The organism is Candidatus Rhodobacter oscarellae, assembly GCF_001078595.1.
Taxonomy (GTDB): Bacteria; Pseudomonadota; Alphaproteobacteria; order Rhodobacterales; family Rhodobacteraceae; genus Rhodobacter_B; species Rhodobacter_B oscarellae.
This window is the reverse complement of record NZ_LFTY01000002.1, coordinates 3048869-3072090: the sequence shown is the minus strand read 5'-3', so window position 1 is coordinate 3072090 and position 23222 is coordinate 3048869. Positions and strand designations below refer to the sequence as shown.

Genomic DNA, 23222 nt, shown 5'->3' with positions numbered 1-23222 from the left:
TTCCTTATACATTTCGACGCATTATCTCGGCATGGTGAGCAAGACCGTGCAGATGATATACGAGGCGCTGATCGCCGATGGGGCCATCACGCCCGACCCGGCGCAGCGCCGCGTGCTGCCCCTGCTGGAGGAGATCCGCGCGCATTTCGCGAACCCGCCCCCGCCGGGCGGTTTCCTGGCGAATTTCTTCAACAAGCCGCCGGAACCCCCCAAGGGCGCCTATATCTGGGGTGGGGTCGGGCGCGGCAAGTCCTTCCTGATGGACCTGTTCTATGACGCCGTGCCCATAGAGGCGAAGCGGCGGGTGCATTTCCACGCCTTCATGCAAGAGATCCACAGCGGCATGGCAGAGGCCCGCAAGACCGGGGTGGACGACGCGCTAAAGCCCGTGGCTGACAGGGTCGCGTCCGAGGTCGACCTTCTGTGCTTTGACGAGATGCAGATCTCGGACATCACCGACGCGATGATCGTCGGCCGCCTGTTCGAGGCGCTGTTTGAGGCGCGCGTGGTGGTCGTGACGACCTCTAACCGGGTGCCGGACGACCTTTACAAGGACGGGCTGAACCGGCAGCTGTTCTTGCCCTTCATCGCGCTGATCAAGGACAGGATGGTCGTGCACGAGCTGGTCTCGGACACCGACTACCGCCAGCACCAGCTTGAGGGCTCCGAGAGCTACTTTACGCCCGTGAACGAGGCCAGCCGCGCCGAGGTCGAGGCGATCTGGCAAGAGCTGAGCGGCGGGCGCTCGGACCGGCTGTTCTTGACGGTGCAAGGGCGCGAGGTGGAGCTGGCGCGGTTCATGAATGGCGTGGCGCGCGTGCCGTTCTGGGAGCTCTGCGGGAGGCCCCTGGGGGCGGCGGATTACCTGGCCGTCGCCGATGCCGTGAAAGTCTTGATCCTCGAAGACGTGCCGCATCTCAGCCAGTACAACTACAACGAGGCAAAGCGCTTTGTGACGCTGATCGACACGCTATACGAGTCGAAGACTAGGCTGATCGTGACCGCGGCGGATACGCCAGAGCGGCTCTACCTTGAGGGCGCCGGGAATTTCGAGTTCGAAAGGACCGCCAGCCGGCTGCGAGAGATGCAGTCCGAAGGGTGGGGCACATGATCCGGGCCTTTGTGGCGATCCCGCTGCCAGAGGAGGCGCGCGATCAATTAGAGGACGCGCAGATCGGATTGCGGGTCGGACGCCACGTGCCGTCAGAGAACTTCCACATCACGCTGGCCTATCTCGACAAGCAGACCGAGCAGACGCTCGCGCGCGTGGACGAGGTGCTGGGGCAGATCGACCTGCCGGGCTTTTATGTCTCAATCAAGGGCGTGGACGTGTTCGGCGGCGCCAAACCAAGGCTGCTTTGGGCGGGTGTAGAGCCGAATGACGCGCTGTCCACACTTCGAGAACGCGTCCGGCGCGCCGCCATGCGTTCGGGCGTTGAATTGTCGCGCGAGCGCTTCCGCCCGCATGTGACTTTGGCGCGTTTCAAGGAGTCGCGGCGCGGGTCAGAGATCGCCAATGTGCAAGAGTTTTTGACCAGCCAGGCCGGGCTTTGCCTGCCGCCGTTTCGCGCGACTGAATTCCGTCTCTATCGCTCGACCCTGCACCAAAATGGCGCGACCTATGACCCGCTGGTGTCTTATGGGCTGACATAGATGAGGGCGGGACGGGCCCAGCTCGATCACGGAACAGAAAATTCTGCCACTCGGTCAAAAAATTAGCGAAACCTTAGCGATTCGGGCGGAACAATCGAGCTGGGTGGGCTCGCAAGGGCCGCGCCTTTCGGCGCCCACCCAATTTCATGTCACATGAAATTTCTTAACGTTCCGCTAAATTCTAACGTCGTCACAAAATTTGAACCGAGCATGCATGCCCCAAAAACGCGAAACGATCACAAAGCGGCGCCGGACTCCGTGTCGAATAGATGCACAAGCGATGGGTCGACGGAGAAAAACAGGCTCTGTCCCACCTGAAACTCCTCTCTTTCGCGGATCACGGCGACGATCTCTTGCCCGCCGCTGCGCAGCGCCAGGTGGGTCTCGGACCCGGTGGGCTCGATCACAGCGATGCTTGCCGGCAGGCCCGCATCGGAGACCCGCATATGCTCTGGGCGCAGCCCCACGGTCACCTTTTGACCATCCGCCAGCCCCGTCGTCGCGACCTCAACGCGCGTGTCGCCAATCATCACCGCGCCGTCCCGCGCGACGCCCTCGAACATGTTCATCGACGGCGAGCCAATGAACCCCGCCACGAAGGTGTTTGCGGGGCGGTCATAGACCTCCAAAGGCGAGCCGATCTGGCGGATATGCCCGTCCTGCATCACCACCATCTTGTCGGCCATGGTCATCGCCTCGATCTGGTCATGCGTGACGTAAACCGTGGTGGTCGCCAGGCGCTGGTGCAGCTCGCGGATCTCGGTGCGCATCTGCACGCGCAGTTTCGCGTCCAGGTTCGACAGCGGCTCGTCGAACAGAAAAACCTGCGGGTTGCGCACGATGGCGCGGCCCATGGCAACGCGCTGGCGCTGCCCGCCGGACAGGGCGCGGGGGTAGCGGTTCAGGTAGGGCGTCAGGCCGAGTATCTCGGCCGCCTCACGCACGCGCGTCTCAATCTCTGCCCGCGGCATCCGCTGCATCCGCAGCGCGAAAGCCATGTTCGAGGCCACGGTCTTGTGCGGGTAAAGCGCATAGTTCTGGAACACCATGGCGATGTCGCGCTCGCTGGGTGGCTTGTTGTTCACCACGCGGTCCCCTATAGAGATCGTGCCGCTGGTGATGCCCTCTAGCCCCGCGATCATCCGCAATAGGGTCGATTTCCCGCAGCCCGAGGGCCCGACCAGCACCACGAACTCGCCATCCGCGATCTCGACATCCACGCCATGGATCACCTCGGTGGACCCATAGGCTTTGCGAATGTCGCTAATGCTTACTTCGGCCATCATCCCCCCTAAGATTGAATTGGTAGCGAAGCGCCCCTGGCCTGTCCATGCCCTTGGCAAGCGCGAAATTCGATTTTGTTGACTCGTGCACAGCTTCATCCATACTCGGCCCGGTACGGTGTCACATAGCGGCCCGCATGTCATAAGCGATTGAATTCACGGCGCCGCTGTTAGGCCGTTGCATTGATAACAAAATTCTAAGGGAGGAAAGTCGATGAGAGTCGATGTGTTTAATGCGATGAAGCGCGCGGGCAAGATTAACCGCCGCTCGATGCTTAAAGGTATGACCGCCGCCAGCGCTGTTGCTGCAACCGGCGGGGTTTTCACCGGTGCCTCAGTCCGCCCGGCCTATGCGGGCGGGCACGCGGCGCTGCGCGCCGAGATCCTCAAGATCCCCGGCGTGGGGCAGGGCTCGCCCGGCGACGCCGAATGGCAGAAGGTCGGCGAGATGTGCCTGGGGCCGACCAAGGAGGTCGTCCAGGAAGGCGAGTTCGCGGGCGTCGAGCTGACCTTTATGGGTCTAAACAACCAGAACCTACACAATTTCCTGTTCCGCGGCTTCCTAAAGCCCTGGGAGGCCTATACCGGCGCCAAGATCAACTGGATCGACCTCGCCCAAGCCGACTATAACGCCCGGCTGCAGCAGAGCATCGCCACCGGCACCGTCGATTTCGACATCATCGAGATGGGCGCGCCCTTCGAGGGCGACGTGCTGGGCCGCGGCATGGCGTCAGAGATGCCCGACTGGGTCAAGAGCTCGATCGATATGGACGACTATGTCGATTACCTAAAGGCCCCCGTGGGCACCTGGGACGGCAAGACCTACCGGATCTCGATCGACGGCGACTGCCACACCTTCGCCTACCGCACGGATTACTTCCCGGACGGCGCGCCGAAGACCTGGCAGGAGATCAACCAGATCTCGAAGGACCTGATCGGCACCGAGGACCCGCTGACCGGGCTGCCCGCGCATGGCTATTTGGACCCGCTGAAGGGCTGGGGCGGCTTTGGGTTCTACTTCCTGGAGAACCGCGCCGCGGCCTACGCCAAGCATCCCGGCGACATCGCCTGGCTGTTCGACCCGGACACGATGAAGCCGCGCGTCAACAACCCCGCCTGGGTGCAGGCGATCCAGGACGTGCTGGACCTGATCGAGGCCGGCGCCTACCCCGCCGACCAGATCAATGCCGATCCGGGCACCACCGGGTTCCAGCAGTTCCTGGCCGGCACCGGCTCGATGCTGATGTGGTGGGGCGATATCGGCTCTAACGCGCGCACGTCTGACACGTCTTTGGTCGGCGACGTCGTGGGCTTTGGCATCAACCCGGGCTCTGATCGGGTCTATAACGCCGCGGCGGGCGCCTGGGAGAACACCTATAACGAGGCGCCGAACATGGCCTATCTCGGCTGGGGTGTTTACGTGATGGCCACGGTGGACAGCGACAGCAAGCGCCAGAAGGCGGCCTGGTCCGCGGCGGCGCATCTGGGCGGCAAGGACCTGTCGCTTTGGGCCTCGGCCTATCCGTCCGGGTTCCAGCCCTACCGCAACACCCACTTCCAGTATGACGAGTGGGAGGCCGCTGGGTACGACCGCGCGTTCATCGAGGATTACCTCGGCTCGAACGCGGACAGCTACAACCACCCCAACGCGGCGCTGGAGCCCCGGATCCCGGGCATCTTCCAGTATTACTCGGTGGCTGAGGACGAGCTGGCCAAGGGCTATGCTGGCCAATACGCGGGCGCGCAGGAGACGGCGGATGCCATCGCCGCGGCCTGGGAGAACATCACCGACCAGATCGGGCGTGACCAGCAGATCGCGCTCTACAAGGCGTCGTTGGGTCTCTGACCGGAAAAACAAAGGTAGGATGGGGTTTAACCCCATCCTACGCATGTCTGGCTGCCCGGAATTCGCTTCCCTTTTGGCCTTGGCGGGGTAACATCTTTTCATGAGCGCGGAGGGGGATCTTTTGCATGTCGTGACGTCGGACCAGATCGGTCCGGCGCGGGAACGGCTGGGTCGTGGGCTGATCTGGGGCTCGTTCGGTGTGATGGTCCTGGCCTTCGTCTATTGCACCCTGGCGGATAATGGCGCGCTGGGGCTGGAGCTGACGAATTGGCGGCCCGCCTTATACGGCTATCTGATCTGGGCGACCTGTTTCTGCATCGCGCAGGTGGTTCTATATGGCGAGCAGGGCAAGCGGCGGCTGTTCTTGCTGCCCGCCACGCTTTTTGTAGTGGCCATGGTGATCTTTCCGCTGATCTTCGCCCTGGGGATCGCGTTTTCCAACTGGAACCTCAGCAGCCTAGAGGGCCGCAGTTTCAACGGCTGGGACAACGCGCGCCAGGCCTGGGGGGACCCGTTCTACTGGAACGCGCTGAAGAACATGGTCTACTACACGCTGGCGATCCTGGTGGAATACACCATCGCCTTCGGGCTGGCGCTGATCCTGGCCAGCCAGATCCGCGCGCGAAAACTCTTCCGCGTGGCGTTCCTGCTGCCGCTGATGCTGTCGCCCGTCGCCGTCAGCTGGATGGTGGGCAAGTCGATGATGGAGGCGCGGTTCGGCCCCCTGGCGCGCTTGGGGCGCGAATTGGGCTGGGATAGACCCTCTTTCTTCGGCGACCCAGAGATCGCGCGGGCCACGATCATGGTCATGGACGCCTGGACCTTCATCCCCTTCATGATGATCATGATCCTGGCCGGGCTTCAGGCGATCCCAAAGGAGGTGCAGGAGGCGGCGAAGGTCGATGGCGCCAATGGCTGGCGCGGCTTCTGGGAGGTCACCTTCCCCCTGATGCTGCCGGTCAGCCTGACCGCGATCCTGATCCGCATCATCTTTAAGCTCAAGCTTGCCGACATCATCATTAACGTCACCAGCGGCGGGCCGGGGGGCGCCACGGACAGCGTCACCAGTTTCATTTTCCGCGAGTATCGGGACCGGTCGAATGTCGGCTACGGCACCTTCCTGGCGATCCTCTACCTGGTGCTGATCGTGCTGGCGATCACGGCCTTCATGAAGGCCGTCGACCGCTGGATGAACCCGAGGTACTGACGTGGCAGAGCAGATCTTTCATGACCACGAGAGCGACCACGGACACCGCGCCAAGTGGTTCGCGGGGCGCGTCGCGGTCTATGGCATCCTGCTGCTGTGGACGGTGATCTGCCTCTTCCCGATCTACTGGACCATCACCACCAGCTTTAAACTGGCGCCGGACGTGATGAAGGGCAACATGGTGCCCTGGTGGGACTTCACGCCGAAATGGAAGGGCTGGGATTCGCTGGGCATCTCGCCGAAATACTGGGCGGTGGAAAGCACCGTGCGCGAGGAGTTCCTGAAACGCTTCACCAACTCGGCAATCGTCTCTGTTTCCGCCTCATTGCTGGCGGTGGTGCTGGGCAGCATGACTGCCTATGGGCTCAGCCGGTTCCGCTATAAGTTCGGGTTCATGCGCAACCCCGACATCTCGTTCTTCTTCCTCAGCCAGCTGATCCTGCCGCCGGTGGTTTTGGCCCTGCCGTTCCTGGTGCTCTACAAGGAATTGGCGTTGTTAGACACCAGAATCGGGCTGATCCTGCTTTATACGCTGACCGTCTTGCCCATCGTGATCTGGATCATGCGCGACCAGTTCCTGTCGATCCCGGTCGAGCTGGAGGAGGCCGCCCTGGTCGACGGGCTGTCCGTTTGGGGCGCCTTCGTGACGATCATCCTGCCCATCGCGCTGCCGGGCATGGTCGCGGCCTTCATCCTGTCGCTGGTGCTGACCTGGAACGAGTATTTCTTTGCCGCGCTGCTGACCTCGACCGACGCCAAGACCCTGCCGGTGATGGTCGCCTCGCAGACCGGTTCGCAGGGGATCAATTGGTGGTCGATGGCGGCGCTGTCGACGGCGGCGATCTTCCCGTTGGTGATCATCGGCGTGGTGCTAGAGCGCTACATCATCAAAGGCATGGCCGCCGGCGCGGTGAAGTGATCACAGCTCGGCCATAATGTCCTTGGTCTGGGCGTAGAGCCGTTTGAAAAGCGCGTATTGCTTGGCCTGGCTTTCGTGGTTTTCGGGCGAGACCGTGTCGATCGCAGGGTTCCAAACCGCGATGTCGCCGGGCTTGGCCAGCCCAACCGCGCAGGCCGCCAGGAACGCGTCGCCATAGCTGGCGCCCACGGTCTTTTCGCTGACAATCTGCGGCACCTCGGCATAGTCGGACGTCGCCTGAAGCCAAAGCGCGTTCTTGGTGCCACCGCCCACCGCGAGGATCCGCGACGGCGCGGCATCAACGTCGCGGAAGGTCTCGACCACATGCGCGGTGCCCATGGCGATGCCCTCGATCAGCGCGCGGTACATGTCGCCGCGCGTGTGGGTCAGGTTGAGCCCAAAGAAGGCGCCCTTGGCGTTAGGGTCATGGATCGGGGTGCGCTCACCGCTGAAATAGGGCAGCATCAGCAGACCCTTGGCGCCCGTTGGGCTTTCGGCGGCCTCGGCTGCAAGCGTCGGAAAGGCTTCCTCTCGGGTCAATTCCTGGGCGAACTGGTCTCTAAACCAATGCGTCAGCGTGCCGGAGGTCGCGAGCCCCGCCATCGAGGCGTGCTGGCCCTTGAAGAGCCACGGCGCATACCATAGGCGCGGATCGCCGACGCGGACGGCGGTGACCTGGATGATGAAAATGGTCGAGCCATACATCATCATCATGTCGCCGGGGCGTTGCACGCCGACGCTGATCGCCTCGGCCGCCGCGTCAATCGTGCCGCAGAGAACCGGCGTGCCCTCGGCCAAGCCAGTCACCGAGGCGGCCTGCTTGGTCACCTGGCCAGCTATCTCGTTGGACCACATCAGCTCTGGCAGCATATTCGGCGTCGCGATGTCATCGGCCAGGTCCGTGACCCAGTCCAGCCGGTCCACATCGTAGATCGGGCTGAAATTCGCGGCGGTGTAATGGTCGATCACGTAGCGCCCGGTAAGGCGATGGGTCAAAAGGCTGGTCGATGTTAGAATTTTGGCGGTCCTGGCCCAGATATCGGGTCTGTTTCGCCTTAACCATAGGATTTTGGGCCCAACGGATTGCGAGGTCAGGGCGTTTCCGCAGCGCTCGAAGATCACGTCCTCGCCAATCCGCGCGGTCAGCTCTTGGATCTCGGCGCTGGCGCGGGTGTCCACCCCGTAAAGCACGCCGTTCATCAAGGGGCGCCCAGCCGCATCCACGGGCAGCATGCACGGCCCGATGGCCGACGTTGCGACGGCCTTGATCTGGGCGGGATCGACTCCGGATTCCTGAAGGATCGCTTGGGTCACATGCACAAAATCGCCCCACCAATCCTCTTCCGGGCGATGCTCTGCCCAGCCGGGCTGCGGCACGATCATCTCATGCGGGCGGTTTGCTTGGGCGACGATTTCTCCGGCCATGTCGACCAGGACGCCCTTCGTCTCGAAAGTGCCAATATCAACGCCCAGCGTGTAGGTCATGTGTGTGCGTCCCGGTCCAATGTAAATTTGCTGTCAATCGAGGTGATCATCGCCTGCAGAAGCGCCAAAAGCGAGGCTAAGTCGCCCAAATCGGCCATCTCGAGGCTTGAATGGGTGTGGCGGGCCGGAAAGCCAAGATCCAGACAGGCCACGCCCTCGCCCAGCGTCTGCACATAGGACAGGTCCGTCAAAATGCCCGTCTGCGCGCTGCGTTGCAAATCTATGTCGGCGCGCTCCGCGGCGCTTTCAGCAAGCGCAACCATCGCCGGATGCGGAATGACCCCGTTCAGTGTTCCGCGCCCGTGGAATGAATAGAGGCTCATGCCCGGCCCTTGCCCAAGCTGCATGTTGCCGCGTTCCGCCATGTCAGGCGTGTCGCTGGCGAGCATCAAGTCAAGCTGGATCGCGCAATCCGGGTTTAGCCTCTGCGCCAGAGGCACGATGCCGCGCAGATTGAATTCCTCTTGCACCGACCAGGCGATATGCACGGTTGGACCCGAGTTCCCCTTGTTTAGACTCTGAACCAGCGCGATCAGAACCGCACAGGCCGCCCGATCATCCACGCTTGTGCCCGCGATCCGATCGCCAGCCAGCCGCATCGCCTGCGGCGCGTATACGACCGGCGCGCCAATTCTCACGCCGGCCTCTTTAGCCTCTGCCGCGCTGGTAAATCCCGCATCCAGCACCAGATCGCGATAGCTTGGCACCTGGTATTTCTCGGCCACCTGCGTGGCATGGTGGCTTTTGTTGCCAATGATGGCGGGGATGTCGCGCCCCTCGCCCAGCGCGATCACCATGCGCTGCGACAGCAAGGCGCGCTCTGGCACGCCACCAAGCCGTTCGAGCCGCATCGTGCCATCGGGCTCGATCTTGCGCAGGATGAACCCGAGTTGATCCATATGGGCGAATATCAGCAGGCTGGGCAGCGACGGGTCGCCTTCGATGGTCGTCCAGAGATTGCCAAGCCGGTCCGATTGTGTCGCACAGCTCAGCTCGGCGGCGATTGCGCGGCGCACCCGATCCTCATGCCCAGAGAGACCCGGAATCAGCATCAATCTGCGCGTGAGGTCCCAAAGGCGTTCTTTCATCGGGCGGCCCTGGCGCGGGACATGAACTCTTGCGCGCGGTCCGGGTCCACGGGCTTCCAGGTATCCCCGTCCACCTTCAGCGACGACCCGACGATGCAGCCATCCGCGATGCGCAGCACGTCGGCAACGGTGTCATGTTTCACCCCGGTATTCGCCAGCACGGGCGTGTCGGGCAGCGCCGCCTTCACAGCCTCTAGGTCCGACAATGCCGCCGCCTCGCCGGTTATCTGGCCCGAGACCAGCACCGCATCCGGCACCGAGGAGAACACCGCCGAGCGCGCGCGATCAGGCAGCGGGCGCTGGTCCAAGCTATGCGCGAATTCCGCCGAGACGTTATAGAGCAACACCAGGTCATCCCGCCCCAACCGCTTGCGATAGCGCAGCGCCTTGCCCGCATCGGGGGACCATGTCCCCATGTCGCTGGCATAGGTGCCGGTAAAGATCTCTCGGACAAAATGCGCGCCCGTCGCCGCGGCCAGCGCGATGGAACTCATCGGATCCCAAAGCACGTTGACACCGTAGGGCAGCGAGATTTCGTCTCTAACCTTGCCGATTACATAGGCCATTGCGGCGGTGGAGGCCGTGTCGACCTGGAACTCGTAGGGCCGGTCATTCTCGTTTCCGAACATGATCGCGTCGAACTTTGCGTCCTGAAGCGCGCGAATATCCGCGCGCACGCCGTCGACCAAACCCTCTAGCCCCGCGTCCTCGTCAAAGAGCGGCGTGCCCGGCAGCGCCCCGAAATGGACCATACCGATCACCGGCTTGCCGACCCCAAATGTCTTGCTGAATTTGCTCATCCCAATGCCCCATCCTTTGCGCCAGCCTAGCGCCTGGTCGCCCATCGGTGAAGCGCTTTGGTTAGCTGTGCGGCATCGCCTGCTTAACATCTTCCCTGGTCAGGTCGGACCGTTCCGCAATCGGCGTCGCCACAAAGCGAGACGCGGCGGTCTGCGCAAAGCTTAGCGCGTGCTTGAGCGCGGCGCCGGTCATCAACTCTGCCGCAAGCGCCCCGACAAAGGCGTCGCCCGCGCCATGGGTCGAGACGACCTGCACGGCTGGCGCGGGCATCCAGTCGTTCTCGCCATTCTTGGCAAAGGTGTAGCCCTGGTCCCCCAGCGTGACGACGAAGCCCCGCAGACGCAGGGTTTTCAGCGCGCGCACCGCGTCCCAGACGTCCTCTTTGCCGGTCATCTGGCAGGCCTCGACCCGGTTGAGGATCAAGAGGTCGACGCGTTCCAAGAGGTCTGTCGGCAACTCGCGAAAGGGCGCGCCATTTAGGATCAGTGTCGCGTCGTCCGGCAGCGACCTGGCCAAAGCCAGATTGGCGGACTCCGGGATCTCGTTTTGCAGCAGCACATGCGAGAACGTCTCTAACCCGGCACAAATGCCGTCATTGAGCAGGTTGGCGCCAGACACGATGACGGCGCCGTAGTCGCCATTCTTGTCGCTTATTGCCACGCTCATGCCCGTGGGGCTGTCCGTTTCAAGGACCCCGCCGCGCTGGACCCCGGCCCTGTCGAGCCGGTCAAGGATGAATGCTCCAGGCGCGTCCCGCCCGACGCGACCCGCCATGCTGACACGCGCACCGAACTGAGCCGCCATCACGGCCTGGTTGCCGCCCTTGCCGCCAAAGCGGTAATCGACGGCGCTGCCCACCAGGGTCTCGTCCAGGCCGGGCAGCCTGGGGGCGTCGACCACCACGTCATAATGCAGCGCGCCGAGAACGAGCAGCCGGTTCATGAGGCGTATAGCGCGCGGGCCACAATGCGCTGGCTTGCGGCGGCGTCTTGCATTTCGATCGCCCGGGCCAGGTCGGGGTCATTGCCAAGCCGGGCCGCGACCGCCCGCAGCCGCTCTGCCATCTCGACATTCGTACTGGCCTCGGCCACGGGATTGATCCCCGAGTGATCCGGAAATGTGTCGAAATAGATCGCGCCGTCATAGCCGATCCGATCCAGCGCGCAGAACAGCTCGACCGTTGCCACCGGATGCACCGTGCCCACCATCAGCCCGTCGTCGCGCTTGCCGTAGCCGTCGTTCAGATGCACGCCCATAAGGCGCGAGTGCCGGGCGATCAGCATTGCGGTATGCGCGGGCATCTCGTCCGCATAGAGCACATGGGCAAAATCCAGAGTTACGCCTATATTGGGTCGATCTACATCCCGCGTGGCGAGCAAGGTCGTGCCGATATCCGGCATCAGCGCATAGGCGCGGGGCTCGTTCGGCTTGTACTCGATAGCGACATCCACATCGGGGTTGTGATCCGCCACTTCGGCCATCGCGGCGATGGTGTCGTCCCAGGCGCGCGCGTAGTCCATTTGGAACGCGTAATCGAAGCCGTCCTGCCCCATCCACAGCGTCATAAGCGGCGCGTTCAGCGCGGCGCAGTGGTCGATGCCCCGCTTGGTCAGGTCGATCGCCTTGCGCCGCACCGCCCTGTCGGGATGGGTGAACGCGCCCAGCGCAAAGCCCGGGTCCGTGTAGTAGCGCATCGCGAGCCCGTTCAGCGAGATCCCAAGCCCATCCAAACACCGGCCCAGCTCGGCCGCGTTGGCGTCGGTTATCTGGTCTGGATAGTTCAGATCCGCCGCGTTCAGGCCCGGCACTTCGGCCACCTTTCGCAATAGATCCGCAGTGCTTGGCTTTTCGCCGGGAAAGCACGCCTTAAAGGCATTCAGGCGCGCGGCGTATCTTGGGGCGTTGGGTCGTTGGGTGCTCATGCAACCTCTATAGGCAGACCGGGGGTCGCTGTCACTCTTGGGGCCTAGACGCCGCGCGCGCGCCTGCTAAATTCGGGCAAAACCCCCAAACGCGAGGCCGCCATGCTTGTTGTCATATCCCCTGCGAAGCGCCTGGACTGGTCAGCGCGGCCTGAACCCATGACCGAGCCGGTCTTTCTCAAAGAAGCAAGCCGCCTGGCCGGTCACGCAAGACAGCTGACGCTTGCGGGGCTGAAGGGGCTGATGGGTCTGAGCGATGACCTTGCGCGGCTGAACCGTGACCGGTTCCGCGCCTATTCGGACGCGCCAGAGGCCGAGGCGCAGCGCCCCGCGATGTACGCCTTTGCCGGGGACACCTATCTTGGGCTTGATGCCGGCTCGATGGACGATGACACCAAGGCCTTTGCGCAGAACCACCTGCGCATCCTGTCCGGGCTTTATGGCGTTCTGCGCCCGCTGGACGCCATCCAACCCTACCGGCTTGAGATGGGCAGCAAGCTTAAGACCCGGCGCGGCACGAACCTTTACCAGTTCTGGGGGGACGCGCCCGCCAAGCTGCTGAACGCCGCCGCCGAGGAGAGCGGGTCCGACGTGCTGGTGAACTGCGCCAGCCAGGAATATTTCGGCGCGGTGGACCTTAAGCGGCTAAAGCCGCGCGTTGTCGAGCCCGCGTTCTTTGAGGTGAAGGGCGGCACGCCCAAGATGGTCAGCTTCTTTGCCAAGCGCGCGCGCGGCGCGATGGCGCGGTTCATCTGCGAGCAGCGCGTGACCAGCGTGGACGGGTTGAAGGATTTCGACCTTGGGGGATACGCCTATATCCCCAGCAAAAGCACCGATGATCGCCTGGTGTTCGAGCGGCCCGCCGAAGCTGCCATGGCCGCCGAGTAGCTAGGCCGCCTGCTCCGGGAAGACCGGCTCGCAGATGTCTGGCGTCTCGTCGGCGATGCGGGCGAAGATCGCCGCCTTGCGCAGCGGCTTGGTCAGGTAATAGTCGAGCCCGGCGGCGAGGATCCCGTGCTCATCCCCCTCCATCGCGTGGGCCGTCAGCGCGACGATGGTGGTGCGCGTTAGACCCTGTTCCGCCTCGATCTGCCTGATCTGCCGCGTCGCCTCCTTGCCGTCGACCTCTGGCATAGAGATGTCCATGAAGATCAGATCGGGCTGCTGTTCGCGAAAGGCCTCTACCGCCTCGCGCCCATCCTCGGCAAAGGTCAGCTCGATATTGAGCGACTTCACCAGCTTGCTGAACACAAGCCGGTTTGTCTTGTTATCCTCAGCAGCGAGGATGCGCATCGGGCGCGGGTCAGCGGGGCGCTGAGCCGCGACGGGTGTTGGCGCGGTGTCGGGCAGGGTGCAGATCGCCTCTAGCATATCCGCGCGGCGGAACGGCTTTTGCAGCTGCGACGCGACCAGCCCATCTTCAACCTCCCATGGATCCGAGGCGTTTCTGAGCATAATGACCGGCGCGGCGACACCGCTGCCGCGCAAACGCTGCACCAAGGCGACCCCGTCGATATCGGGCAGCATCTGGTCCAAGATCAGCACATCGCCGGGCCCGGGTTCAGCCGCCAGCACATCCGCAGAGTTGGTCGCCTGAACCACGGGCAGGTTCAGGGCCGCAAGCTGCTTGGCCACGATCTGGCGGTTGAGCATCTGGGCGTCCGCGACGATCACCCGCTTGATCCAATCTGGCGGTGGTTCCGGCCGAATTTCCTCGGCGAATGACACAGGCAAGGAAAGCTGAAAACCAAAGCTGGAGCCGCTGCCAAGCTCGCTATCAACCCAGACCTCGCCGCCCATGAGGTGGATCAGGCGCTGGGTGATGGCCAGGCCAAGCCCGGTGCCCTCGAATTTTCGGTTCGACTCGTCCTCGACCTGATTAAACTCGCCAAAGATATGCCCGATCTTGTCCTTGGGGATGCCGATCCCGGTGTCTTCCACCGCGATATTGAGGCGCTGCATCGTTTCGTTTTCATTCATCGACAGGCCGATGACCCGCACGACAACATGGCCCTCGCTGGTGAACTTGATCGCGTTGCCGATGAGATTGATCAGAACTTGCCGAATGCGACCCGGATCCGCCTCGAAATGCGTGGCCAGGAACATGTCGTAATCGACCATCAGATCCAGGTTCTTCTGGCGCACCGAGGGCAGCATCATCACGGCCACCTCATGCACCGTGCGTTCCAGATCGAAAATCTCTGGCCGGATGGTCAGCTTTTGCGCCTCGACCTTGGAGTAATCCAGCACGTCGTTGATCAGCACCAAAAGCGCCTCTCCAGAGGATTTGATCGTGTCGACATAGAGCCGCTGCTCTTCGTCCAGCTCGGTGTCAATCAACAGCTCGGCCATGCCGACCACGCCATTCATCGGGGTGCGGATTTCATGGCTCATATTCGCGAGAAAGGCCGATTTGGCGCGGTTCGCCGCCTCTGCCCTATAGCGCGCGTTCTTTAGCTTTGCCTCGTTGCGGATCGTGTCGGTGATGTTGAGCGCCAAAGACACGGTATCCCCATCGCGCGAGCGCTTGTCGATAAGCTTGACCGAGGTGCCATTCCAAAGCCGCAGCACGCAGGGTTGAATACGCTCGCCGCGCCAGCGCCAGAGCATCTGCTCGACCCAATCATCGCGCTGGCATCCCTCAGTATCGACCAGCCCCTCTTCGACGGCGAACTTAAGCATCGCCTCGTAGCCGATACCCGGCCTGACATCTGTCAGATCCTCGAACGGCAGCAGATAGGCAGAGTTGGCGGCGACCAGAACCTCTTCGGCGTCAAATACCGCAAAGCCGTCTTGGATCGTCTCAACCGAATCCCAAAGCCGCCGCTCGGCGATTTCCATGGCGGAGTTCGCGGTCTCAAGCTCTTCTCGGACCTGCTCTGTCTCGGTCCGTTTTTCGACGATCTCGTCGCTAAGACTGCGCGCGTGATGGGACAGCCTGCGGTTAGCTGTGCCCAGCTCCGCTTGCTTGACCTCCAAAAGGCGTTCGGCGGCCATCCTGGCCCGACGCTCTTTTGCCAGAAGGTCGTTTGGATCCATCGTGTGCTCTCCTAATCGGGGCGTTCATGACAAATGTTGCTGAAAATTGACTTAATCGCCGGGGGTATTCCGTTGCCGGAGCGCCGAAGACATGTCACCATAACGGCATTGATTTTTCAGGAGGCTCGCATGCGTTTCGCCCTTTGTTTTCTTGCTGTTTTTGCGACATTTTGCACCGGAGCGCTCGCAGAGGGCCTGATTCCGGAACGCCGGTTGGCCCTGGTTCGGGACGTGGATTTTCCCGGCGGGGACATTCAATCGATCTTCGACACGACCCTGAACGCCTGCGAGCAGGCCTGCCTGGCGAATTCCCGCTGCGCGGCCTTCACCTATAACACGCGGTCCAATTCCTGCTTTCCAAAGTCAGAGTATGGCGAAAGCGCGGCCTATGAGGGCGCGTTCTCTGGCATCGTTCTGGTCACCGACCCAGCAATCGTCGCGCGCGGCGCGCAGCGCGAAGGCGACCTGGATTTCTTGCGCGAAGGCGATCTGAACGCTGCGCGCGAAATGGCGCTGGACCTGACCAACAAGCACGTGCCGAACGACTGGACCGCCGCGCAGCTGCTGCAATCGGCGACCGAGGCGCGGACGAATGGCAACATCGTTGCCGCCTACCGGTTCACCGGCGCCGCCACGGTGCTGAGCGATGCGGCGGATCATTGGGTCGAATATGGCCGTCTGGCCTTGGCGATTGAGACGGAAAAGAGCTCTGAGCAGCGCAGCTATCAGGGCCGGGCTGTGTCGGCGGCGGTGAACGGCTATTTGCGGGCCGGGTCGCCAGCCATCCAGGCGAACGCGCTGCTGGTCCTCGCCGATGCCTTGCAAAAGCGCGGCCGCGGCGGGGATTCCATCCCGGCGCTGCGGCTGGCGCTGGACCTTGCCCCGCGCCAGGACACCGAGGAACAGCTGGACAAGGCCATCGGCAAGTTCGGCTTCCGGGTCACCAGCCATTCGGTGGACTACAACGCTGCGCGGCCCCGCATCTGCGCCGAATTCAATGAGAACCTGGTGCGGGTCGGCGTCGACTATGCGCCCTTCCTGCAGCTGCCCAGCGCCGAGCTGACCGTGGAGGCCGAGCAGCGCCGCCTGTGCATCGAGGGTGTCGAGCATGGCAAGCGCTATCAGGTGACCTTCCGCGAGGGGCTGCCCGCGGCCTCGGGTGAGACCCTGGCCAAGAACATCGAGTTGTCGATGTATGTCCGTGACCGCTCGCCATCCGTGCGCTTCCCCGGTCGCGCCTACGTGCTGCCCGCCATGGGCGAGGTCGCTTTGCCGATCGAGACGGTGAACGTGACCGAGGTGGAGCTGCTGCTGCGCCGGGTCAGCGACCGCTCGATCCTGCGCGCCATCCAAGATGACTATTTCGGGCGACCCTTGTCGAAATGGGAAGAGGACAACTTTGGCAATGACATCGCCACCGAAGTGTGGTCGGGCGTCGGAGAGGTGCAGCAGGAGCTGAACAAGGACGTCGCGACGCGCCTGCCGATGACCGAGGTCGTGGGCGCGCTTGAGCCCGGCATCTACGCGCTGCAGGCCAAGGTCCCCGGCGCCGACCCCTATGACAACCCCGCCGCCACGCAATGGTTCGTGGTCAGCGACCTTGGCCTGGCGACCATGCAGGGCGAGGATGGCCTGCATGTGTTCCTGCGCGCGCTCAGCAGCGCGGACCCGCTGGCGGGCACGGAAATCACGTTGCTGTCGCGGTCCAACGACGTGCTGGCCACCGCCACGACCGACGTCATGGGTTACGCCGTGTTCGAGCCCGGCCTAACGCGCGGCACCGGCGGCGCCTCGCCCGCGATGGTGCTGGCGCGCACCGAGAGCGATATTACCTTTCTTTCGCTGACCGATCCCGAGTTCGATCTGTCGGATCGCGGCGTCGAGGGGCGCGCGCCGGCGGGCGCAATTGACACCTTTATCACCACCGACCGCGGCGCCTACCGCGCCGGAGAGACGATCCACGCGACCGTCCTGACCCGCGACGCCACGACCGAGGCCATCGAGGGCCTGCCCCTGACCGCGATCCTGAAGCGGCCGGATGGGGTCGAATACTCCCGCGCGCTGTCCCAAAACGAGGTCGCGGGCGGGCATGTCTTTGCCTTCCGCACCACCGGCACCGCGCCGCGCGGGTCCTGGCGGCTGGACATTCACACCGATGTGGACGCGCCCTCCGTCGCCTCGGCGAAGGTTCTGGTCGAGGACTTCCTGCCCGAACGCATTGACTTCGACCTAGAGCTGCCGAAATCGACTCTAAAACAGGACGAAGTCGCGAATATCGGCGTCGATGTGCGCTATCTCTTCGGAGCGCCTGGCGGCGATTTGCCGGTCGAGGGCGAGCTTTTGCTGCGCGCGACGGACACTCTAGAGGCCTATCCCGGTTACCGGTTTGGGCGTTATGACAGCTCGGTGTCGCCCGAGGTCTATTACTTCCCCAGCGACATTCGCACGGACGCCAGCGGGCGGGCCACGATTGGCGCCGAGTTCCCGCAACTAGAGACGAACTTCCGCCCCTTGGAGGCGATCATCGCCGTGCGCGTCTCGGAAGGGTCCGGGCGGCCGGTCGAGCGCAAGATCACCGCGCCGGTGGCCCCGAATGGTCCCGTGATCGGGATCAAGCCGAACTTTGACGGCACATTGGCTGAGAGCACCGAGGCGTCGTTCAACCTGATCGCATTGGATGAGGCGCAACAGAAGACCGAAATGCCCGTGCGCTGGACGATCAACCGCGTGCAAACGCGCTACCAGTGGTACCAATATAGCGGCTACTGGAACTGGGAGCCGATCACCACCCGCCAGCGCATCGCCGAGGGCGACGCGATGCTGGGCAGCGATCCAGTGACCGTGGCCGCCCCCGTTGAATGGGGCCGCTACGAGATCAAGGTCGAGCGCACCGGCGGGGAATACATCGCCGCGTCGTCGGATTTCTATGCCGGCTGGTATGGCGGGACGGATGCCTCTGCGACGCCCGACCTCTTGGAGGTCTCGCTGGACGCCGAGGATTACCGCCCTGGCGACACCGCCAGGCTGCGCCTGGTGCCGCGCTATGCGGGTAAGGCGCTGGTCACCGTGATGTCGAACCGGTTGATCGCCATGAAGGCGGTCGAGGTCGCTGAGGGCGAGAACCTGGTCGAGCTGCCGGTGACCGATGAGTGGGGCGCCGGGGCTTATGTCACGGCCACCGTGATCCGCCCGATGGATGCCGCCGCGGGGCGCAACCCGGCGCGGTCCCTGGGCCTGAGCTATGCGCCCGTCGACCCCGGCGCGCGCAAGCTTTCGGCTGTGTTCGAGACTGAAACGGAGGTCGATCCGCGCGGACCGCTGCCTGTGGCCGTCAAGGTCGACGGCGTTGCCGAGGGCGAGGCGGCCTATGTCACCATCGCCGTCGTGGATGTCGGCATTCTGAACCTCACCGGCTTTGATGCGCCCGACCCCTCGAGTCACTATTTCGGCCAACGCAAGCTGGGTATGGGCATGCGCGACGTCTATGGTCGGCTGATCGACGGGCTGAACGGCGCGATGGGGCAGGTGCGGTCCGGCGGGGATGCCTCGCCCCAGGCCGGGCTGCAATCGCCGCCTCCGACCGAAGAGTTGGTGGCCTATTTCAGCGGGCCTATTCCCCTCGGTCCCGATGGCTATGCCCGCACAGAGTTCCAGCTGCCCTCGTTCAACGGCACGGTAAAGCTGATGGCGGTGGCCTGGTCCAAGACCGCCGTGGGTGAGGCGGCGGCGGACGTGCTCGTCCGCGATCCCGTTGTGTTGACCGCGAGCCTGCCGCGCTTCCTGGCGCCGGGCGATACCTCGCGGATGCTGCTGGAGATCGTGCACGCATCCGGCCCGGCGGGGCGGATTGGGCTTGATGTCCAGGCGCAGGGCGTGCGCTTAAACCGTGCGGTGCCCTCTGGGCTGAACCTGGCCGAGCAGGAAAAGCAGGTGCTGTCGATTCCCATCACCGCCGTGACGGCCGGGCTGCACAAGATCGACGTCACGCTGGCCACGCCGGGCGGCAAGGTCCTGACCAAGACCCTGAACCTGCCGGTGCAGGTAAACGACCCTATTACGGCCCGAACGAGCCGTTTCAGCCTTGCCGCGGGCGACACGTTCACCTTTGACAGCAACGTGTTCGCGGGTCTGCAAATGGGCACCGGGTCTGCCACCCTGGCCGCCGGTCCCATCGCGCGGCTCGACGCGCCGGGGCTACTAGAGGCGCTGGACCGCTACCCCTATGGCTGCACCGAGCAGATCACATCCCGGGCGATGCCCCTGCTCTATCTGGATGACATCGCTAGGGCGATGGGCCTTGCAGAGCGCGAGACCCTGGCCACGCGGATCGACCAATCCATCGAGCGCATTCTCACCAACCAGGCCTCGAATGGCGGGTTCGGTCTGTGGCGGGCCTCGTCCGGTGATCTGTGGCTGGACGCCTACGTCACGGACTTCTTGTCACGGGCCAAGGCGCAGGGCTACGCGGTGCCGGATATCGCGTTCCGTACTGCGCTGGATAACCTGCGCAATCGGGTGAACTACTCCGCCGACTTCGACATCGGCGGTGAGGACATTGCCTATGCGCTTTATGTACTGGCGCGCGAGGGCGCGGCCTCTATCGGTGACTTGCGCTACTATGCCGATGTGAAGGGCACGGGCTTTGGCTCGCCCTTGGCCTCGGCGCAGATTGGCGCCGCGCTGGCCGCTTATGGCGACCCGACGCGGGCGGATCGGATGTTCGGCATCGCCGGCAAACAGATCCGCGGAGAGCTGGCCCGCCCAAAGCGCGGCTCTGTCTGGCGGTCCGACTACGGCACGACACTGCGCGACCGCGCCGCTGTACTGACATTGGCGGTTGAGGCGGGCAGCAACGCCGTGGATCAATCCGCGCTGCTCGACAGCATTGCGCCGGTGCAGGGCGCCAATAGCCGCTCGACCCAAGAGCAGGTGTGGACGCTGCTTGCCGCGCACGCGATGCTGGATCGTGGCAGTTTCGGCAATCTCACGGTGAACGGTGCCGCCGCTGATGGGCCGCTTGTGCGGGTGGTCGAGGATGACACGGCCTTTAGCGCCTTGGCGATCCAGAACACCGGCACCCAGGCCGAGACGATCACGCTGACGACCTTTGGCGTGCCAGAGGTGCCGGAGCCCGCGGGCGGCAAGGGATACGCCATCGAGCGGCGCTATTTCACCCTAGAAGGCGACCCTGTTTCGCCCGAAAGCGTGAAACAGGGCGATCGGATGGTGACGGTCCTGACGGTGAAACCTTTTGGCAAGACCGAGGCGCGGTTGATGATCGACGACCCGCTGCCCGGCGGGTTCGAGATCGACAACCCCAACCTATTGCGCGGAGGCGATATCGGCGCGCTGGACTGGCTCGAACTGCACACCAACACACGCAACACCGAGTTCCGGCAAGAGCGATTCCTGGCCGCTGTCGACTGGCGCTCCGACAAGTCGTTCCGGCTTGGCTATATCGTGCGCGCGGTCAGCCCGGGCACGTTCCATCATCCCGCCGCGAGCGTCGAGGACATGTATCGGCCGGAATTCCGCGCGCAAACCGATGCCGCCCGGGTGACGATCACCGAATGAGGGCGCGCGGGCTCTTTCTAAGCGCGGCCCTGCTTTTTGCGGGCGCGTTGGGCCGCGACGCCTTCGACCGCTGGGTCGACGCGACGGTGGTGCCGCCCTTGGCCGTCGAAACCTCGGTCGAGATGCTGGACCGCAAGGGCGAGTTGCTGCGCGCCTATACCGTGGCGGATGGCAGGTGGCGCCTTGCCGTTAGCCTCGCCACGGTTGATCCCAGCTTTGTCGAGATGCTGATCGCCTATGAGGACAAGCGGTTCTACCGCCATAACGGCGTCGACTTGCGGGCGATGGCGCGTGCGTTTGGCCAGGCCGTCTTTCACGGCAAAGTGGTTTCGGGCGGATCGACCCTAACCATGCAGGTCGCGCGGCTCTTAGAGGACGGGCCCACCGGAACTGCGCAGGGCAAGCTGCGCCAAATCCGCCTAGCTCTGGCATTAGAAAGGCGTGCCGACAAGCGCCAGATCCTAGAGATCTACCTGAACCGCGCGCCCTATGGCGGCAATCTAGAGGGCATCCGCGCCGCAAGCCGCGCCTATTTCGGCAAGGACCCGCGCCGTCTGACCACTGCCGAAGCTGCGTTGCTGGTCGCCTTGCCGCAATCGCCCGAGGCGCGCCGCCCGGACCGCTACCGCGGCAATGCCGTCGAGGCGCGGGGGCGTGTATTGAACCGGATGGTCTTGGCCAGGATCATTGACGACGAAACGCGGGATTCTGCAGAATCAGAGCCTATCTCGCCCAAGCGCCGACCGTTTCCCAAGCGCGCCGCACATCTTACGGACCGCCTGCGAAATGGTGCCGGGGACGTGGCGCATCTGACCTTGGACGCAGAGCTTCAGGACCGCCTAGAGGGCTTGGCTGCCCGCGCGGCGCGTGAGGCTGGCAACAGGCTGTCCATTGGGGTCCTGGTCGCGGATCACCAGAATGGCGAGATCCTGGCCTCGGTCGGATCGGCCTCTTATCAAGCTGGCGCGCGGCAGGGGTTTGTCGACATGACCCAGGCCATTCGTTCGCCTGGGTCGACGCTGAAACCGCTGGTCTATGGTCTGGCCTTTGATCAGGGTCTTGCCCATCCCGAGACGCTGATTGACGACCGGCCCACCAGTTTTGGCACCTATGCGCCGCAGAATTTCGACAACATCTTTCGGGGCACGCTGCGGGTGCGCGACGCGCTGAAGCTGTCGCTGAATATCCCGGTTGTCTCGCTGACAGAGGCGCTTGGGCCGTCGCGGCTTGTGGCCCATTTGCGCCGCGCCGGAACGGAGACGACGATACCAAGGGGCAAGCCCGGCCTTGCCGTCGCTTTGGGGGGCGTTGGCGTCAGCCTTGAGGGGCTCGTGCGGCTCTATGCCGGGTTGGCCAACGGCGGGCGCTCCGTCGATCTGCATAGCCAATTGGGGCACATTCCGGGTGAGTCAGAGACTGTTCTAACGCCAGAGGCCGCCTGGATGGTAGGTGACATTCTTTCAGAGATACCGCCCCCGCCCGGGTCTGGTGTTGCGGGGCTGGCCTATAAGACCGGCACGAGCTATGGCCATCGGGACGCCTGGGCGATCGGGTATGACGGGTGGCATGTCATCGGCGTTTGGCTTGGACGGCCCGATGGCACGCCAGTGCCCGGCGCGTTCGGCGGCGATCTTGCCGCGCCCATCCTGTTCGAGAGCTTCGCGGTTCTCAAGCCAGAGCTTGATCGCCTACCGCCGCCGCCTCCGGGTGCGCTGCTTGTCAGCCATGCGCAGCTGCCCAGGCCGCTGAGGCAGTTTCGCAAGCGAGACGCGGTCTTTTCTGAAAACGGGGGGCCGGAGCTCGCCTTTCCACCGGATGGCGCTCGCATCGAGCGGGTCGTTGGCGGCATCGCCGTTAAGGTGCGCGAGGGCGCAGCGCCGTTTACCTGGCTCGCGGATGGCCGGCCGGTGCTGACGAAAAGCTATGAACGGTCCGCGGTTCTAGACCTTCCCGGCCGCGGTTTTGTCACGCTGTCTGTCATTGACGCCGAAGGGCGCTCTGCGCGCAGCAATATCCGGGTCGATTAGAGCCTTTAGCGCGCCGCGCAGCGGTTCTGCCCTGTCGCAAAGCTCGGTGACGATCTGCTGCTCGTATTGCTGGGCCAGCGGGATGATCTTGGCCACCAGGCCGCGCCCCTTCGTTGTCAGTTCCAGGATCAACAGGCGCGCGTCCGCCGGGTTCGTGGTCTTGGTGATGTAGCCACTGGATTCCAGGCGAGTCGCCGCGCGGCTGACCTTGGGCTTGTCCATGTCAACGCGCTCGTGGATTTCGCGAACGCTCACGCTGCCAGATTGGTTGAGATGAGCCAGAACGCGCCACTCGGCCACGGTTATGCCAAACTCGCGGCGATAGATGCTTGCCAGCTCGCGGCTTAGCCGTTCCGCGGCGACTGCCATTTGGTACGG

At 63.7% G+C, this 23222-nt stretch carries 16 protein-coding genes; 8 read left to right on the top strand and 8 right to left on the bottom strand.

Annotated features, from left to right (window positions below):
* The first annotated feature begins 31 nt into the window (after positions 1 to 31).
* Both zapE and thpR read left to right on the top strand, forming a co-directional pair.
* Entirely contained in the window at positions 32 to 1111 is a 1080-nt protein-coding gene (zapE, locus tag AIOL_RS19405; protein WP_049644496.1) for a cell division protein ZapE, read from the top strand.
* Positions 1108 to 1653: an RNA 2',3'-cyclic phosphodiesterase gene (gene thpR, locus AIOL_RS19400; RefSeq protein WP_049645559.1), complete on the top strand. Its 546-nt coding sequence runs from the start codon at positions 1108 to 1110 to the stop codon at positions 1651 to 1653. Before zapE ends, thpR begins: the two co-directional genes overlap by 4 nt.
* A gap of 236 nt (positions 1654 to 1889) precedes the next feature.
* Here the strand turns inward: thpR and AIOL_RS19395 are convergent, their stop codons facing one another.
* A complete protein-coding gene (locus tag AIOL_RS19395) occupies positions 1890 to 2936 on the bottom strand; it encodes an ABC transporter ATP-binding protein (RefSeq protein WP_049645558.1) in 1047 nt (348 codons plus the stop codon).
* 214 nt (positions 2937 to 3150) lie between these two features.
* Here AIOL_RS19395 and AIOL_RS19390 point away from each other — a divergent pair, with 214 nt between their 5' ends.
* From AIOL_RS19390 to AIOL_RS19380, 3 genes are all read left to right on the top strand, one after another.
* On the top strand, positions 3151 to 4782 hold the full coding sequence (locus AIOL_RS19390; RefSeq protein ID WP_049644495.1) for a substrate-binding domain-containing protein: 1632 nt from the start codon (positions 3151 to 3153) through the stop codon (positions 4780 to 4782).
* Between the two features lie 100 nt (positions 4783 to 4882).
* On the top strand, positions 4883 to 5989 hold the full coding sequence (locus tag AIOL_RS19385) for a carbohydrate ABC transporter permease (RefSeq protein ID WP_049644494.1): 1107 nt from the start codon (positions 4883 to 4885) through the stop codon (positions 5987 to 5989).
* A gap of 1 nt (position 5990) precedes the next feature.
* Complete coding sequence (locus AIOL_RS19380; RefSeq protein WP_082152693.1) at positions 5991 to 6908, top strand: carbohydrate ABC transporter permease; 918 nt, start codon at positions 5991 to 5993, stop codon at positions 6906 to 6908.
* Here AIOL_RS19380 and AIOL_RS19375 read toward each other — a convergent pair whose 3' ends face one another.
* From AIOL_RS19375 to AIOL_RS19355, 5 genes are all read right to left on the bottom strand, one after another.
* Positions 6909 to 8393 (bottom strand): FGGY-family carbohydrate kinase, encoded by a 1485-nt coding sequence (locus AIOL_RS19375; protein ID WP_049644493.1) that lies wholly within the window; start codon positions 8391 to 8393, stop codon positions 6909 to 6911.
* A complete protein-coding gene (locus AIOL_RS19370; RefSeq protein ID WP_235439095.1) occupies positions 8390 to 9445 on the bottom strand; it encodes a M20/M25/M40 family metallo-hydrolase in 1056 nt (351 codons plus the stop codon). The genes AIOL_RS19375 and AIOL_RS19370 overlap by 4 nt, the downstream gene beginning before the upstream one ends.
* A gap of 32 nt (positions 9446 to 9477) precedes the next feature.
* Complete coding sequence (locus AIOL_RS19365) at positions 9478 to 10281, bottom strand: BtpA/SgcQ family protein (RefSeq protein ID WP_049645556.1); 804 nt, start codon at positions 10279 to 10281, stop codon at positions 9478 to 9480.
* A gap of 61 nt (positions 10282 to 10342) precedes the next feature.
* Positions 10343 to 11224, bottom strand: a complete 882-nt coding sequence (locus AIOL_RS19360) for a PfkB family carbohydrate kinase (protein ID WP_049644491.1) — start codon at positions 11222 to 11224, stop codon at positions 10343 to 10345.
* Complete coding sequence (locus AIOL_RS19355) at positions 11221 to 12204, bottom strand: sugar phosphate isomerase/epimerase family protein (protein ID WP_049644490.1); 984 nt, start codon at positions 12202 to 12204, stop codon at positions 11221 to 11223. Before AIOL_RS19355 ends, AIOL_RS19360 begins: the two co-directional genes overlap by 4 nt.
* A 102-nt stretch (positions 12205 to 12306) precedes the next feature.
* Here AIOL_RS19355 and yaaA point away from each other — a divergent pair, with 102 nt between their 5' ends.
* A complete protein-coding gene (yaaA, locus tag AIOL_RS19350; protein ID WP_049644489.1) occupies positions 12307 to 13092 on the top strand; it encodes a peroxide stress protein YaaA in 786 nt (261 codons plus the stop codon).
* Here the strand turns inward: yaaA and AIOL_RS19345 are convergent, their stop codons facing one another.
* Entirely contained in the window at positions 13093 to 15243 is a 2151-nt protein-coding gene (locus AIOL_RS19345; RefSeq protein ID WP_049644488.1) for a response regulator, read from the bottom strand.
* A gap of 129 nt (positions 15244 to 15372) precedes the next feature.
* Between AIOL_RS19345 and AIOL_RS19340 the strand changes: the two genes are divergently transcribed.
* Positions 15373 to 20817, top strand: coding sequence for an alpha-2-macroglobulin family protein (locus AIOL_RS19340; RefSeq protein ID WP_049644487.1), 5445 nt, complete (start codon positions 15373 to 15375; stop codon positions 20815 to 20817).
* Positions 20814 to 22844: a penicillin-binding protein 1C gene (gene pbpC, locus AIOL_RS19335; protein WP_049644486.1), complete on the top strand. Its 2031-nt coding sequence runs from the start codon at positions 20814 to 20816 to the stop codon at positions 22842 to 22844. Before AIOL_RS19340 ends, pbpC begins: the two co-directional genes overlap by 4 nt.
* Here the strand turns inward: pbpC and AIOL_RS19330 are convergent.
* Positions 22758 to 23213 (bottom strand): MarR family winged helix-turn-helix transcriptional regulator, encoded by a 456-nt coding sequence (locus tag AIOL_RS19330; RefSeq protein WP_235439093.1) that lies wholly within the window; start codon positions 23211 to 23213, stop codon positions 22758 to 22760. The two genes, pbpC and AIOL_RS19330, sit on opposite strands and share 87 nt — an antisense overlap.
* Positions 23214 to 23222: the final 9 nt, after the last annotated feature.

Excerpts from the sequence above, each read along its gene's own strand:
- zapE (WP_049644496.1), top strand. The coding sequence starts at position 32 with ATGGTGAGCAAGACCGTGCAGATGATATACGAGGCGCTGATCGCCGAT.
- thpR (WP_049645559.1), top strand. The coding sequence starts at position 1,108 with ATGATCCGGGCCTTTGTGGCGATCCCGCTGCCAGAGGAGGCGCGCGAT.
- AIOL_RS19395 (WP_049645558.1), bottom strand. The coding sequence starts at position 2,936 with ATGGCCGAAGTAAGCATTAGCGACATTCGCAAAGCCTATGGGTCCACC.
- AIOL_RS19390 (WP_049644495.1), top strand. The coding sequence starts at position 3,151 with ATGAGAGTCGATGTGTTTAATGCGATGAAGCGCGCGGGCAAGATTAAC.
- AIOL_RS19385 (WP_049644494.1), top strand. The coding sequence starts at position 4,883 with ATGAGCGCGGAGGGGGATCTTTTGCATGTCGTGACGTCGGACCAGATC.
- AIOL_RS19375 (WP_049644493.1), bottom strand. The coding sequence starts at position 8,393 with ATGACCTACACGCTGGGCGTTGATATTGGCACTTTCGAGACGAAGGGC.
- AIOL_RS19370 (WP_235439095.1), bottom strand. The coding sequence starts at position 9,445 with ATGCTGATTCCGGGTCTCTCTGGGCATGAGGATCGGGTGCGCCGCGCA.
- AIOL_RS19365 (WP_049645556.1), bottom strand. The coding sequence starts at position 10,281 with ATGAGCAAATTCAGCAAGACATTTGGGGTCGGCAAGCCGGTGATCGGT.
- AIOL_RS19360 (WP_049644491.1), bottom strand. The coding sequence starts at position 11,224 with ATGAACCGGCTGCTCGTTCTCGGCGCGCTGCATTATGACGTGGTGGTC.
- AIOL_RS19355 (WP_049644490.1), bottom strand. The coding sequence starts at position 12,204 with ATGAGCACCCAACGACCCAACGCCCCAAGATACGCCGCGCGCCTGAAT.
- yaaA (WP_049644489.1), top strand. The coding sequence starts at position 12,307 with ATGCTTGTTGTCATATCCCCTGCGAAGCGCCTGGACTGGTCAGCGCGG.
- AIOL_RS19345 (WP_049644488.1), bottom strand. The coding sequence starts at position 15,243 with ATGGATCCAAACGACCTTCTGGCAAAAGAGCGTCGGGCCAGGATGGCC.
- AIOL_RS19340 (WP_049644487.1), top strand. The coding sequence starts at position 15,373 with ATGCGTTTCGCCCTTTGTTTTCTTGCTGTTTTTGCGACATTTTGCACC.
- pbpC (WP_049644486.1), top strand. The coding sequence starts at position 20,814 with ATGAGGGCGCGCGGGCTCTTTCTAAGCGCGGCCCTGCTTTTTGCGGGC.
- AIOL_RS19330 (WP_235439093.1), bottom strand. The coding sequence starts at position 23,213 with ATGGCAGTCGCCGCGGAACGGCTAAGCCGCGAGCTGGCAAGCATCTAT.